Genomic DNA, 15161 nt, shown 5'->3' with positions numbered 1-15161 from the left:
CGTCAGAGGCGGGCTTGCCCGAGAGCCAAGAGAAGCGCGGCATCCGCCTCGCCGGTCGGCGCAAGGCCGTTCTTGCGCTGAAAGGCCATGATCGCCTCGCGGGTCCGCGCACCCATCTTGCCGTCGGCAGGGCCGACGTCGTAGCCGAGCTTGCCGAGCACCATCTGTGCCTGCAGGATCGGCGACAGGGCCACCCCAAGCGAAGCGGTCTTGTCCGGTCCGTCCACCCAGGCGGGATTGCCGGTATCCACCGAGTTCGCGGCCGGATCCTCGATCTTCGGCGACCAGGTCTCGACCGCCAGCCGAGCCCGCGCCAGCACGTCCTTCTCCAGCGTCTGCGCGACGTCGTCGCGCTTCTTGGCCGCATCGGGATCGCCGGCCTGGGCGGCGAGCGCGAACCACTTGTAAGACGCGGTCAGATCGCGCGAGACGCCGAGCCCCCGGGCATAGAGGATGCCGAGATTGTACTGGCTGTCCCGCAGCCCGTAGTTGGCGGCCTTCTCGAACCAGTCCGCGGCCTTGGCGTAGTCCGGCGCGCCGAGACCGCCCTCCGCGTTCAGCACCGCGATGTTGTGCATCGCCTTGACGTTGCCCTGGTCGGCGGCCGCCTGGTACCAGCGTGCGGCGGCTTTGAGATCGCGCGGAAGACCCTGACCCTTCTCATAGAAGCTGCCGAGCCGGTACTGCGCCGCGGCCAGCCCGTTCTGCGCCGCGAGTTCATACCAGATCGCAGCCTGAGCAAGATCCTGGTCGACGCCGCGCCCTTCGGTGAGGCGCGCCGCGATCTCGAACTGCGCCACGGCGTTGCCCTCGCTCGCCGCCTGGCGGAGGGCCAGCGGACCGATCGCCTCCGGCGGCGTCGGGATCGAGAGGGTGAGCGGCGCAGGCGGGGACTCCGGTGCGGAAGGCGCTGCATCCGGAGCGAGAACAGCGGTTTCCGTTTCAGCAGCCGGCGAGGCCGGCTCTGCAGCCATCGGAGGCGAGAAGCTGGACGCCGGCCCGAGCGGTTCGGCCGTCATCGACTTGGCGTCCGGCAGGGCGGCGGGCGGGATCGTCTCCGCAACCGGCGGCAACACCGCCGCAGCGGGCGGCGCAGCCGCGACGACCGGTTCGGCCGGTTTCGGCGTCGAGGCCGTCGTTTCCGTGGCCGCGGCGGTCGGATCGACGTCGACGATCTCTCCGTCGCCCACGGCTGCGACTTCCATCTCCGGCGGCAGCGCCTCGGCGGGGGTGGATTCCTCGCTCCACAGCGCGGACGCCATGTCGGTCAGCGGCTGCGGGCCGATGATCGCTATCGCGCCCGCGGCGGCACCCACCATCACCACGACGGCGGCTGCGGCCATCAGCTTGCGCTTGTTGGGACCAAAGATCCCCGAGAACAGCGACTTCTTCCCGCCCCGCTCCGACGAATCGGCCGGCACGACCGAATCCGACCGCTTCTCCGATCGCCTGGTCTTCTCCGACTTCTTCGGCTTGGCCGCGGGCATCTCCGCCGATACCGCCTGGGCTGCGCGTCGGGCGGCCGCGATGAAATCGGCTTTCGACGGCTCGCCCTTGATTGCCGGTTCCGCAAGGTCGTCCGGGTCGGGGAAGGACGAAACGGGTGCACGAGCCCCGAAGGTCGGCTTGCCGGAGCCGGGTTCCAGGGGTTGGTCGTCGATCAGGTCCAGCGCCGGCGTGTCGTCGGCCGGACCGTCGGTGGAAAGCGCGGCCGCCGGACCGAGCTTCGGCTCAGGATTCGGAACCGTCGGCGCTTCCATCGGCATGCGCAAACGGGCCGCGATCTCGGAGATCGGATCGATCATGACCTCGGGGGCCGGCTCGGCCGGCTTCGCGGTCGGGCGCAGACGGGGCGAAACGTCGGCCAAGGCCTCGGTCCACGGCGGAAGGTCGTCTCCCGCGTGGGCATCGTCCGCCACGCGCGAATGGTCTGCCTTCGCCGCGGGCGCATCTGCCGGGGCGTGAACGGCGGGCGCCACCGGCGTCGGCGGGACGGCGGCGGTGCTCCGCGCCATGCGCGAGACGATGTCGAGCTCGGGCTCCGGAGCCGAAACGACGGGTCGCGGATCTGCCGGCCGCGAGTCGACCAGGCGCTCCAGCGTCGTGCTGATCGAAACAAGGAGATCTCGATCGCGCTTGGATGCGTTGCGAATGTCCGATTGCAGGGCATCGAGTTCGCGCTGCACCTGGGCGATGGCGGACACCGCTTCGCGCCCATCCATCTCCGTGTAGGTGATCGTCGCGACCCGCGCGGCCGCTTCGGCGATGTCTTCGCCTGTCGGGATGGCTGCGAGTGTCCGCTCGATCCGCTCCAGCGCGTCGGCGACCACGATCATTTCCGGGCCGGGGCCGTCCAGCCGATCCATCACGTCGCCGAGCTTCTGGACGAGCTGGTCCAGCATGTCCGCATCCGCCGACGGGCGCGACAGCGTGTCGATCCGGTTGGCCAGCGACCGGATCTCCGCCTCCACCCCGCCGAGCGCGGGAAGGCGGGACAGCGTGTCGATCTGACTTCCGAGCTGGGCGATCTCGCGCTCGAGCGCCGCAAGGTCGGAGGGCGCCGACGCCGGACGCTCGACGAGCATCCGCCCGATATCCGAGATTCGTTCCTCCAGCGCCGCGAAGCGGTCGGCGGCAGAATCCGAGGCGATGTGTTGCTCGATGCGCGCCACCGCGCCGGTGAGTTCGCCGAGCGCACCCTTAGCCGGCGCCTTCAGCCGCTCCTCGACCGATCTGGTCAGGCGCTCGAACCGGTCTTCGATCGCCGCGACGATCGCCTCCTGAGGCGGACCCTCCAGCCGCTCCAGGCGGCGCAGGATCTCCACGAACTGGTCGCCGATCTCCCCGAGGAGGGCGCTGTCCAGGCCGGCCGGCGACGACTGCACCCGGGTGTTGATCTCGTCGAGGCGCTGGACGAGGAGTTCGTAGCCGCGGCTCGACTGTTCGAGATCCTTGATCACGGCGTCGCGGACGGCCGCCACATCCTTCGACAGGCGCGGCATCGCCTCGACCGACTTGGCCAGCTTCTCGAAGCCGGCCGCCTGGCGTTCCAGTTCGACGGCGACGCGGGGGATCTGGTCCGACGCTTCCGCGATCTGCGACAGGACGCCCGCATGCCGCTCCACCGCATCGCTGACGCGGGCAAGCGGCTCGGTGTCGGACATATGTTTGGCAAGGCTGGCGATCTGCGCGTCGAGATCGGCGAGGCGGCTGTCGACCACCTCCACGATCCGAGTCGCGTCGAGGGAACTGATCGCCTGCGCGATCGTCACCACGTGGCGTTCCAGGTCGGCGATGGCGGTCGTGTCGGCCTTGTCGGCGATCACGTCCATCCGGCGGGACAGGTCCTCGATCCGGTCCGAGACCGCGACCAGTTGGGCCTCGGTCGGGGCGAGCGCCAGCATGGAGCGGACTTCCGTCATCCGCTGCAGAACTTCGGCCAGCTGTTCCGGCCGCATGACCGCGCCCCGAAGGTCGTCGAGCCGGTTGACGAGTTCGTCGTAGGTCTTTTCCAGGGCCCTCACGGGTTCCTGGGTGTCGAGCGAGAGGACGGCCTGCTTGAGGGCGACGAGTTCGTCGCGCAGCGGCTCGACCAGACGGTGGTCCGAGACCGCCTCGGTGATCTTGTCCAGGCGGCTGGAAACTCCCAGAAGAGCGCCCGTACCGCCGTCCTGGTTTCCGCCGCTCTCCACGGTCCGGCGCAGGCTCGCCAATTCGCGTCGAACCTCGTTGAGGCCGCTGTCGGGATCGTGCGGCGGTGGCGCACGGCGTTCGATCGCGCGCTCCAGGAGGCCCTGCACGTGGGCGGCGCGCTCCGCCGAGGCACGGACCCTCGGCGGGTCCATTTCATGCCGGCGTTCGATGGCGTCCCGCTTGCGGGCGATCTCCTCCACAGCCCGCTTCAGATCCAGTGTGGTCGATGCGCGCTGGTCGATCGGTGCGCTGCGGGTTTGCGGCGTGCCCACCGGCAAGCCGGCGGGCGCGTCGGCGCCAGGTTCGGCGGCCAGCGCTCGAATGCGCGCACCGAGTTTGTCCAAGGAAGCGAGAATGCGGCCGATCGGCTCCTGCCCGGTGCCTGCGGCTCCGTGGATCTCCGGCTCCAGGCTGTCCGGGGACGCGCCATGCCCGGCATCCGAACGGCCCTGACGCGATCCATCTCGCGACGTCATGCGAATTCTCCTTTGGTTGGGCGGCACGCTTTGCCGACCACACCGCGCGGAACGGGAATCACGGACGGACTCCAGCCACGCCTTATTGATGGAATTTCCGGTTTCAAGGTTAACCAGCGGTTAAGATTGCGCCGCTTCGTCAGCACTTCCTTAAGGTGGATGAATCAGCGGTAAGCGAAGCGGTGCAAATCGGCCTGATCCCGAAACCGCCGGGGCGACAGTTGCCGTGAAGGCAATCTGATGACATGGTGCGTTGACGTAAGCGGAAGGTCCGGGTTGGGATCGCCGGACGCCGTGATTGAGGTGGAGTGGAGACAGTGATTCAGAATATCGAGGCCGGGTTCGACGCGACGGCCATGAATGCCGATGATTTCGGTGTGGACGATGGCGACCCGTCCAAGGCGACGATGTTCACCATCGGCGACCTCGCCCGCGAGTTCGGCGTCACCTTGCGCACGCTGCGCTTCTACGAAGACAAGGCGCTTCTCAACCCCAAGCGAGACGGCTTGAATCGGCTGTATTCCCGCCGTGATCGGGCACGCCTCAAGTTGGTGCTGATGGGCAAGCGGGTGGGCTTCTCGCTCACCGAGATCAAGGACATGCTCGATCTCTACGACCTGCGTGACGGGCAGGTTACCCAGCTGAAGGTGGCTCTCAACAAGTTCAACGAACAGATCGCCGTCCTGGAGCAGCAGAAGAAGGACATCGAGCAGGCCCTCGCCGAACTGCGGCGCACGACATCGGTGGTTTCGGGACTGCTGAAGGAGAAGGAGGCCGCCGGCCAGCGATGAAATCGCGGGCCTGCCGCAACGTCACCGCCTTGCCTGATTGCCCAGGCTCCCGTATATCGAGTTGACCTTTACGCAAACGTAAGGTGCCGCACGCAAGGATCCCTTGCTGATGGGCGACACGCCCCGGCGCCGACCGTCCGGAGAACTCGATGCCCATCTATCGCGCCCCCGTCGAAGACACGCTCTTTCTGCTGAACGACGTCTTCGGCATGCAGCGTCATGCCAACTTGCCCGGCTTCGCCGACGCGACCCCGGATGTGGTGGAGGCGATCCTCGGCGAGGCCGGCAAGTTCGCCGAGGAGGTCCTCCAACCGCTCAACCGCGTCGGCGACCGCGAAGGCTGCGTCCGGGCGCCCGATGGCAGCGTCCGCACGCCGACCGGCTTCAAGGCCGCCTACGACACCTATGCCGCCGCCGGCTGGGTCGGTCTCGCCGCGGATCCGGACTTCGGCGGTCAGGGGCTGCCCTACACTCTTGCCGCCGCCGTGTCCGAGTTCGTCTCGTCGGCGAACATGGCCTGGGGCATGTACCCCGGCCTGACGCAAGGCGCGATCGCCGCGCTCGCCAACCACGGCACGCCGGAGCTGAAGGCGCTTTACCTGCCGAAGATGATCGCCGGAACCTGGACCGGCACCATGAACCTCACCGAGCCGCATTGCGGCACCGACCTCGGCCTTCTGCGCACCCGCGCGGTGCCGCAGGGCGACGGCTCCTACCGCATCACGGGCACCAAGATCTTCATCTCCGCCGGCGAACACGACCTGACCGAGAACATCGTCCACCTCGTCCTCGCCCGCATCGAGGGCGCGCCGGAGGGGGTGAAGGGCATCTCGCTCTTCGTCGTGCCGAAGTTCATTCCCGACGCCGACGGCAATCCCGGCACCCGCAACGCGGTCGCCTGCGGTGCGCTGGAGGAGAAGATGGGCATCCACGGCAACTCCACTTGCGTCATGAACTACGACGGCGCCTCCGGCTGGCTGATCGGCGAGGAGCACAAGGGCCTCCGCGCCATGTTCACGATGATGAACGAGGCCCGCCTCGGCGTTGGCGTCCAGGGTCTGTCCCAGGGCGAGGTCGCCTACCAGAACGCCGTCGCCTACGCCCGCGACCGCATCCAGGGCCGCTCCCTCACCGGACCGAAGAGCCCGGACAAGGCCGCCGACCCCATCATCGTGCACCCCGACGTCCGACGCACGCTGATGACCATCCGCGCCCTCAACGAGGCCGGCCGGGCGCTGATCCTGTGGACGGCCCTGAAGTCCGACGTCGCCCACCGCTCCGGCGACGAGACCGATCGCGCCGTCGCCGACGACTTCCTCGGCCTGATGACCCCCGTCATCAAGGGCGTGCTCACCGACAAGGGCTTCGACAGCGCGGTCCAGGCCCAGCAGATGTACGGCGGCCACGGCTACATCGCCGAGTGGGGTATGGAGCAGTTCGTCCGCGACGCCCGCATCGCCATGATCTACGAAGGCGCCAACGGCATCCAGGCGCTCGACCTGGTCGGCCGCAAGCTGCCCGCCAACAACGGCCGCGCCATCCAGGCCTTCTTCCGGGAGATCGCCGAATACGTGGCTGGCCACGCCGAGAACGAGGCGATGAAGCCCTACGTCGGGCCACTGAAGAAGGCCGCCGACGATCTCCAGAAGGCGACCATGTGGTTCCTCGCCAACGGCATGAAGAACCCCGACAATGCCGGCGCCGGCTCCACCGACTACATGCACCTCCTAGGCCTCGTCGTGCTCGCCTACATGTGGGCGCGCATGGCCGAGACGGCGCAGGAGAAGCTGAAGGCCGGCGCCAACGGCCACGCGGCGTTCATGGAGCGCAAGCTCGTCACGGCACGCTTCTTCATGGAGCGCGTCCTGCCCGAGACCGGCGCCCACCTCGCCCGCATCTCGGCAGGATCGGAGGCGATCATGGCTCTGCCGGCCGAAGCCTTCTGACCGGCACGAAAAACATCCGTCCCCTCCGGGACCTGGGAGAGAACCGTATGCCCGACGCTTTCATCTACGACCACGTGCGCACCCCGCGCGGGCGCGGCAAGGTCGATGGCGCGCTCCACGAGGTGTCGACCGTGGAACTTGCCGCCACCGCGCTCCGCGCCCTGCGGGACCGCAACGGCCTCGACACCCGCCTCGTCGACGATGTCGTGCTCGGCTGCGTCGACCCGGTCGGCGAGGCCGGCGGTGACGTCGCCCGCGCGGCCACCTTCGCCGCCGACTATGGCGTCCAGGTCCCCGGCATCCAGATCAACCGCTTCTGCGCCTCCGGTCTCGACGCGATCAACTTCGGCGCCGCCCAGATCCTCGCCGGTCAGCACGACATGGTCGTCTCCGGCGGCGTGGAATCCATGTCCCGCGTTGGCATCGGCGCGGCCGGCGGCGCTTGGCCGATGGACCCGGATGTCGCCCTGCCGTCCTACTTCATGCCCCAGGGCGTCTCCGCCGACCTCATCGCCACCAAATACGGTTTCAGCCGCGACGACGTCGACGGCTACGCGGTGGAAAGCCAGAAGCGCGCCGCGAAAAGCTGGGAGGACGGCGCCTTCGACCGCTCCGTCGTCCCGGTGAAGGACGTCAACGGCCTCACCATCCTCGCCCGCGACGAGCATATGCGCCCGTCCACGAACATGCAGTCGCTCGGCGCGCTCAAGCCGTCCTTCGTGATGATGGGCGAAATGGGCGGCTTCGACGCCGTCGCCGTCCAGGCCCACCCGGACGTTGAGCGCGTCGAGCACGTCCACCATGCCGGCAACTCCTCCGGAATCGTCGACGGCGCCGCCGCGGTCCTGATCGGCAGCGCTGAAGCGGGCATTGGAGCCGGTCTGAAGCCGCGCGCCCGCATCAGAGCTTTCGCCAACATCGGCTCCGATCCCGCCCTGATGCTGACCGGCCCGGTCGACGTCACCGAGAAGGTCCTGAAGCGCGCCGGCATGACGGTCGCCGACATCGACCTCTTCGAGGTCAACGAGGCTTTCGCCGCGGTCGTCCTCCGCTACCTCCAGGCCTTCGACCTCGATCACGCCAAGGTCAATGTCGCCGGCGGCGCCATCGCCCTCGGGCATCCGCTCGGCGCCACCGGCGCCATGATCCTCGGCACCGTCCTTGACGAACTGGAGCGCCGCAACCTCAACACCGCTCTCGTCACCCTCTGCATCGGCGCCGGCATGGGCACGGCGACGATCATCGAGCGGGTGTGAACGGAAGCATGCTCTGCTGGGGGAGATCGGATCAATCGCTTCCCCTCGCCGCCATGGTCCGCGAAGGCGGACCACCCACGACTTTGTGGGATCGGCAAGATGAGCGATCGGCAGGATCTGTCGACGAACAATGCGTGTGTGGTCCGCCTCCGGGGACCATGACGACAAAGAGAGAAGAGCCGGTGGTCCGCCTTCGCTGGCCGCGACCAAAACGAGAGAAGAGCTGAAGGGCTGCACCGGCCCAGCTTCAACCGGTTCGCAGTGTGGACCACAAAGACTATGCCGGGCGCGTTTCGCGACCATAACGACTTCGGGAGGGCTCGATGGCCTACAGGAACTTCACCACCTCGGCCGATGCCGACGGCATTCTCCTCGTCACCTGGAACATGCCGGACCGGTCCATGAATGTCTTCACGGTCGAAGTCATGGACGAACTCGAGCAGATCCTCCAATCCGCGATCGCCGACGAAGCGGTGAAGGGCGTCGTCGTCACATCGGGCAAGGAGGGCAGCTTCTCCGGCGGCGCGGACCTCAAGATGCTGGAAGGCCTGCTCGGCCAGTTTCAGATGATGCGCGCCAAGGATCCGGAGGGCGCCGCACAGCGCCTCTTCGACGAGGCATCCCGCATGTCGCGCCTGTATCGCCGGATCGAGACCTGCGGCAAGCCTTGGGTCGTCGCCATCAACGGCACCTGCATGGGCGGTGCCTTCGAACTTGCGCTCGCAGCCCACGGCCGCGTCGCCGTGGACGACGAATCCGTCAAGATGGGCCTTCCCGAGGTCAAGGTCGGCATCTTCCCCGGTGCCGGCGGCACCCAGCGCGTCATGCGCATGACGGACGCGCAGGGTGGTCTCACCATGCTGCTCCAAGGCCAGGCGCTTGCGCCCAAGAAGGCGCTGGCCATGAAGCTCATCGACAAGGTCGTCCCGCGCGACAGCCTGGTCGAAGCCGCCAAGGAGATGATCCGCGCCGGCCTCGACCCGAAGAAGCCCTGGGACAAGGACGGCTTCAAGGCCCCGGCCGGCAAGGTCTACTCGCCGCAGGGCTTCCAGTTCTGGCCCGCCGCCAACGCCATCTACCGCCGCGAAACCTTCGACAACTATCCCGCCGCCCGCGCCATCCTGAAGGTCTGCTACGAGGGCCTGCAGGTGCCGATGGACATCGGCCTTCGCATCGAAGCCCGCCACTTCGCCAACGTCCTCACCACCAAGGAGGCGGCGGCGATGATCCGCTCCCTCTTCGTCTCCATGCAGGACCTCAACAAGGGCGCGCGGCGGCCTGCGGGCGTGCCGAAGACGGCCTTGAGCACGGTCGGCATCATTGGCGCCGGCTTCATGGGTGCCGGAATCGCCTATGTCTCGGCGGCCGCCGGATTGCAGGTGGTGCTCGTCGACCGTGACCAGGAGAGTGCCGAGAAGGGCAGGGCGCATTCCGCCAAGCTGATGGACGGCCGCATCAAGAAGGGCCGCGCCACCGCCGCCGACAAGGAGGCTCTGCTCGCCAGGATCACTGTTAGCGACGATTACGCCGCGCTTTCCGGTTGCGATCTGGTGGTCGAAGCCGTCTTTGAGGATCGCGCGGTGAAGACCGCGGCGATGGAGAAGGCCAAGGCGGTCCTCGGGCCCGGCACGGTGTTCGCCTCCAACACCTCCACCCTGCCGATTTCCTCGCTGGCGCCGACCTGGCACGCCGAGGAGGATTTCGTCGGCATCCACTTCTTCTCGCCGGTCGACAAGATGATGCTCGTCGAAGTCATCCGCGGCAGGAACACCGGCGACAAGGCAGTCGCCGTCGCCCTGGATTTCATCAAGGCGATCCGGAAGACGCCCATCGTGGTCAACGACTCCAGGGGCTTCTACGCCAACCGTTGTGTCACCAACTACATGCTTGAATCCCACCTGATGCTGACCGAGGGCGTCGCCCCGGCCATGGTGGAAACGGTCGCCCGCATGGCCGGCATGCCCGTCGGACCTCTCGCCCTCAATGACGAGGTCGCGGTCGACCTTGCCTGGAAGATCCTCCAGGCGGCCAAGAAGGACCTCGGCGACGCGGCGGTCGACCCGCGCCAGGAGATGCTCCTGAAGGGCATGGTGATCGATCGCGAGCGCCTCGGCCGCAAGAACGGCAAAGGCTTCTACGACTATCCCGAAAGCGGCAAGAAGAGTCTGTGGAAGGGCATTTCGGAGATCGTCGGTCCCGCCAAGCCGGCAGAGGCCTTCAACGTCCAGGAACTGAAAAACCGCCTGCTGGCGGTCCAGGCCCTTGAAGCCGCGCGCTGCGTGGAGGAGGGCGTCGTCACCGACGTCCGCGAGGCCGACGTCGGCTCCATCCTCGGCTTCGGCTTCGCTCCGTTCACCGGCGGGACGCTCAGCTACATCGACGGCATGGGCGCCGCCGCCTTCGTGGAGATGTGCGACGGCCTGGCGGCCAGCCACGGACCGCGCTTTTCGCCTCCCGCGCTGCTGCGCGAGATGGCCGAGAAGGGCGAGACCTTCTACGGCCGTTTCGCCCCGCAAGCGTCGGAGAAAGCCGCGGCGTGAGGCGATCTGCGGGCGCTTGTCTATCGGCTTCCCCCGATGGACAAGCCGGCCCGCCTGTGGTCCGATCCCTTGAAAAGCCGGCCATCGAGCCGGAAGGGGAGGATCTCGGGCCGCCATGCTGCCGGGTTGGGCGATCATTGCCGCCGCTTTGGCCTACATCGGCCTGCTGTTCGCCGTGGCAAGCCTCGGCGACCGCGCCGGCCGTCGCCATCGCCCGGGTCGGGGCCGTCCAACCATTTATTCGCTCTCGCTGGCGGTCTACTGCACGTCCTGGACCTTCTTCGGTGCCGTCGGGCTGGCCACCACCAACGGCCTCGCCTTCCTGACGATCTACATCGGCCCGATCGTCGTCTTCGCCTTCGGCTACAGGCTCTTGCGCCGCGTCATCCGGCTGGCCAAGGCCGAGCACATCACGTCGATCGCGGATTTCATCGGCGCCCGCTACGGCAAGAGCCAGGCGGTCGCCGCCACGGTCGCCCTCATCGCGGTCGTCGCTACACTCCCGTACATCGCGCTTCAATTGAAGGCCGTCTCCGGTTCCATGAAGGCCCTGCTCAACTTCGAGCAGGGCGCCGCGCTCGAAACCGTTCCCATCGTCGGCGACCTCGCGCTGCTCGTCGCCCTCGCCATGGCTACCTTCGCAGTGCTGTTCGGAACCCGCCACATCGACGCCACCGAGCATCAGGAAGGCATGATGCTGGCGATCGCCGCGGAATCCGCCGTCAAGGTCGTCTGCATGCTCATCGTTGGCATCTGGGTGACCTTCGGCCTCTTCGACGGCCCGTCGGACCTCTGGGGCAGGGCCGTCGACCAGGGCGCCGCGGCCCTGTTCCAGGAAGAGCTCAACGGCGGCACCCTCGTCGCCCAGACCCTGCTGTCCGTCTTCGCCATTCTCCTGCTGCCGCGCATGTTCCATGTCGCGGTCGTGGAGAATAACGCCGACGCCGAGCTGCGCCGCGCGACCTGGATGTTTCCGGCCTACCTGGTCCTCATCAACATCTTCGTGGTTCCGATCGCCCTGGCCGGGCTGGTCACCTTCGGCGGCTCCGTTCCGGGCGATCTCTTCGTCCTGTCGCTCCCCATGCACGCCGGAGAGGGCCTGATCACCCTGGTCGCCTTCATCGGTGGCCTGTCGGCGGCGACCGCTATGGTCATCGTCGCCTGCGTCGCTCTGGCGATCATGATCTCCAACGATCTCGTCATCCCGCTGATGCTGCGCCAGCGCCCGGAGGAGGCTCTGACCCGCGCGGACATGGGGCGGGTACTGCTCGGCATCCGCCGTGCGGCGATCTTCGCGCTGATGCTGGCCGGCTATTTCTACTATCGGATCGCCGGCAACGCCTCGGCCTTGGCTTCGATCGGCTTTCTCTCCTTCGCCGCCATCGCCCAGCTCGCCCCGGCCTTCCTGATCGGCCTGATCTGGCGCCGGGCCACCGCCCGCGGCGCCATTGCCGGCATGCTCACGGGCTTCGGGCTGTGGATCTACACGCTGCTCATCCCGGCGCTGGCCGACAGCGGCCTGGTGCCGCTCGCCCTCCTGGAGAACGGGCCGTTCGGCATCGACCTGCTGCGCCCCCAGGCGCTTCTCAACATCGCCTTCGATCCCTTCACCCACGGCGTGTTCTGGAGCCTGACTGTCAACCTCCTGACCTTCATGATCGTCTCGGTGATGGGCGAGCCGAGGCCGATCGAGCGGGCCCAGGCGTCGATCTTCGTGCCCACCCAGTTCTCGCCCGCCCCCACCTACCGGCTTTGGCGCACCTCCGTCACGGTGGACGACCTGCGCAACACCGTCGCCCGCTATATCGGCGACGAGCGTACCGAGCGCTCCTTCGCCCGCTACGGCCAGGAAACCGGCGCCGACCTGGAGCCGCTGAAGCCGGCGACGCTCGATCACGTCCGTTTCGCCGAGCAGTTGCTGGCGAGCGCCATCGGTGCCGCGTCCTCCCGTCTGGTGCTGACGTTGCTGCTGAAGCGCCGCGATCCCACCACCAAGGCGGCGATGAAGCTGCTCGACGACGCCTCCGAGGCGATCCAGTACTCCCGCGACCTGATGCAGATCGCGCTCGACCAGGTGGCGCAGGGCATAGGCGTCTTCGATCAGAACCTCCGACTGATCTGTTGGAACCGCAAGTTCCGCGAACTGCTTGATCTGCCGCCCGAATTCGGCCAGGTCGGAACCCCGCTGGTCGACATCCTGCGCTACAATGCCGAGCGCGGTCTCTACGGCCCCGGCCGACCGGACGCGATCGTCTCCGACCGGATCGACCGCTTCGTCCGCCGGATGACGACTGTCAACGAGACCCTGCAGCCCTCCGGCACCGTCATCGAGATGCGCACCAGCGGCATGCCGGACGGCGGCATCGTGCTGACCGCCACCGACATCACCGAGCGCGTCGAGGGCGAACGGGCCCTCGCCAAGGCCAACGAGACGCTGGAGCGCCGGGTCAAGGAACGCACCGAGGCTCTCCTGGAAGCCAACGAGGCGCTGGCCAAGGCCAAGTCGACCGCCGACGAGGCCAACATCGGCAAGACCCGCTTCCTGGCCGCCGCCAGCCACGACATCCTGCAGCCGCTGAACGCTGCCCGGCTCTACACCACCAGCCTGGTGGAGCGCTTCTCCCAGACCGAAGCCGCCTCCCTGGTCGGCAACATCGACGCCTCGCTGGAAAGCGTGGAGGAGATCCTCGGCGCCGTTCTCGATATTTCGCGCCTCGATACCGGGGCCTTGAAGCCGGAATTCAGCCTTTTCAGGATCGACGAGATCCTCAAGCCGCTGAAGCTGGAGTTCGAACCGATGGCCCGTGACCAGGGCCTCGACCTCGTCTTCGTGATGAGTTCGGCCACCGTCCGCTCCGACCGCAAGCTGCTCCGCCGCCTGCTCCAGAACCTCGTCTCCAACGCCATCAAATACACCACCTCCGGCCGGGTGCTGGTCGGCTGCCGGCGGCAGAACGGCCGGCTCGTGGTCAAGGTCTACGACACCGGCATCGGCATTCCACAGTCCAAGCAGAAGACGATCTTCCGGGAATTTCAACGACTTGAGCAAGGCGCGAAGGTCGCCCGGGGGCTCGGTCTGGGGCTTTCGATCGTGGAGAGGATCGCCCGGGTGCTGGATCACCGGGTGACGGTGAAGTCGGCGGCCGGCAAGGGTTCCTGCTTCTCCGTCGACCTGCCGCAGGCCGCCGCGGTGCCGCTGGCGGTGGTCGAGGCGATGCCGCAAAAGGCGGCCGCCGCCGATCTCTCCGGCCTCCACGTGGTCTGCATCGACAACGAACCGCGCATCCTCGATGGCATGCAGGCGCTTCTGACCGGCTGGGGATGCCACGTCACGATCGCCCCGAGCGCAGCCGAAGCCATTGTCGCGCTTAAGGAATTGCGATCACCGCCCGACGTCTTCCTGGTCGACTACCACCTCGACGAGGGCACCGGCATCGACGCCGTGGTCCGCCTGCGCTGGCGTTTCGGCAGCAATATCCCCGCGGTCCTGATCACCGCCAACCGATCGCCGGACGTCAAGGTCGAGGCCGGGGAGAAGGGGATATCCGTGCTGTTCAAGCCGGTGAAGCCGGCGGCGCTCCGCGCCCTGATCGCCCAGCACCGGGCGAGCCGCCCGGCTGCCGAGTGACCGTTTTCTCGCAATCGGTGTAGTCGCCTTTACCGGCGGTGTAGGCGACTACGTAGCGTGCGGGCCGGCTACGTAGCCGGCTGCAGCGCCTGCCATTGACCGGCTTCGATCTTGGACGCCGCGATCACCGCCTGCGTCCGGCTCTCCACCCCCAGCTTCTGGAGGATCGCCGACACATGCGCTTTCACGGTTGCTTCGGACACCGACAGCTCATAGGCGATCTGCTTGTTGAGCAGACCCTCCGACAGCATCATCAGCACCCGCACCTGTTGAGGAGTCAACGAAGCGAGACGGGCGACCAGATCGGAACTCTCGTCCCGGCTGGCAACGTCCACGTCGGGCGGCGTCCAGACCCCGCCGTCGAGCACCTTGGCGATCGCGGAGCGGATCGCTTCGATGCCGAGCGACTTGGGAATGAAGCCGGAGGCGCCGATCTCCATGCAGCGCCGGATCGCGACGGGGTCCTCGGTGGCCGAAACCACCATCACCGGAACCGTCGGGAACTGGGCGCGCAGGTAGAGCAGGCCCGAGAAGCCGCGCACCCCCGGCATGTTCAAATCGAGCAGGACGAGATCGACGTCCTCGTCCTCCTCCAGCGCCTTCGACATCTCGTCGACCGACCCGGTCTCGACGATCACGACGCCGTCGAACATCCCCTCAAGCGCCTGCCGGAGAGCGCCCCGGAAAAGCGGATGATCGTCGGCGATGAGAAACCGATATCTCGCATGCTCCACGAAAGTTTCCCCCCTTCACGAAGCGAATCTTCCGCCGCTCGACGGGGCAGCGCCGTGACGAACCCTACGGATGGCGAAAAAGCCATTCAATAGGTCC

General features: G+C 67.4%; 7 protein-coding genes. 5 read left to right on the top strand and 2 right to left on the bottom strand.

From position 1 onward, the window contains the following. Positions 1–2 precede the first annotated feature (2 nt). Positions 3–4169, bottom strand: coding sequence for a peptidoglycan-binding protein (locus HZ321_RS02550; protein ID WP_181699900.1), 4167 nt, complete (start codon positions 4167–4169; stop codon positions 3–5). Between the two features lie 356 nt (positions 4170–4525). On the opposite strand from HZ321_RS02550, the gene HZ321_RS02545 reads away from it, so the two are divergent. From HZ321_RS02545 to HZ321_RS02525, 5 genes are all read left to right on the top strand, one after another. After that, a complete protein-coding gene (locus HZ321_RS02545; protein WP_181701710.1) occupies positions 4526–4960 on the top strand; it encodes a MerR family transcriptional regulator in 435 nt (144 codons plus the stop codon). A gap of 149 nt (positions 4961–5109) precedes the next feature. Continuing rightward, complete coding sequence (locus tag HZ321_RS02540; RefSeq protein WP_181699898.1) at positions 5110–6906, top strand: acyl-CoA dehydrogenase C-terminal domain-containing protein; 1797 nt, start codon at positions 5110–5112, stop codon at positions 6904–6906. 47 nt (positions 6907–6953) lie between these two features. Next, positions 6954–8162: an acetyl-CoA C-acetyltransferase gene (locus HZ321_RS02535; RefSeq protein ID WP_181699896.1), complete on the top strand. Its 1209-nt coding sequence runs from the start codon at positions 6954–6956 to the stop codon at positions 8160–8162. Positions 8163–8485: 323 nt separating this feature from the next. Then, positions 8486–10702 carry an FAD-dependent oxidoreductase gene (locus HZ321_RS02530; protein WP_181699894.1) on the top strand — a complete coding sequence of 739 codons (2217 nt, stop codon included), beginning with the start codon at positions 8486–8488 and terminating at the stop codon, positions 10700–10702. Positions 10703–10817: 115 nt separating this feature from the next. Next, entirely contained in the window at positions 10818–14330 is a 3513-nt protein-coding gene (locus HZ321_RS02525) for a PAS domain-containing hybrid sensor histidine kinase/response regulator (protein ID WP_181699892.1), read from the top strand. Between the two features lie 68 nt (positions 14331–14398). Here HZ321_RS02525 and HZ321_RS02520 read toward each other — a convergent pair whose 3' ends face one another. Next, entirely contained in the window at positions 14399–15064 is a 666-nt protein-coding gene (locus tag HZ321_RS02520) for a response regulator (protein ID WP_181699890.1), read from the bottom strand. Between the last annotated feature and the right edge of the window lie 97 nt (positions 15065–15161).

The sequence above is a fragment of the Chthonobacter albigriseus genome (genome assembly GCF_013839445.1).
Taxonomy (GTDB): domain Bacteria; phylum Pseudomonadota; class Alphaproteobacteria; order Rhizobiales; family Pleomorphomonadaceae; genus Chthonobacter; species Chthonobacter albigriseus.
This window is presented reverse-complemented; position numbering and strand designations above follow the sequence as displayed.

Coding starts and splice junctions, on each gene's coding strand:
- HZ321_RS02540 (WP_181699898.1), top strand. CDS start 5,110: ATGCCCATCTATCGCGCCCCCGTCGAAGACACGCTCTTTCTGCTGAAC.
- HZ321_RS02535 (WP_181699896.1), top strand. CDS start 6,954: ATGCCCGACGCTTTCATCTACGACCACGTGCGCACCCCGCGCGGGCGC.
- HZ321_RS02550 (WP_181699900.1), bottom strand. CDS start 4,169: ATGACGTCGCGAGATGGATCGCGTCAGGGCCGTTCGGATGCCGGGCAT.
- HZ321_RS02545 (WP_181701710.1), top strand. CDS start 4,526: ATGAATGCCGATGATTTCGGTGTGGACGATGGCGACCCGTCCAAGGCG.
- HZ321_RS02530 (WP_181699894.1), top strand. CDS start 8,486: ATGGCCTACAGGAACTTCACCACCTCGGCCGATGCCGACGGCATTCTC.
- HZ321_RS02525 (WP_181699892.1), top strand. CDS start 10,818: ATGCTGCCGGGTTGGGCGATCATTGCCGCCGCTTTGGCCTACATCGGC.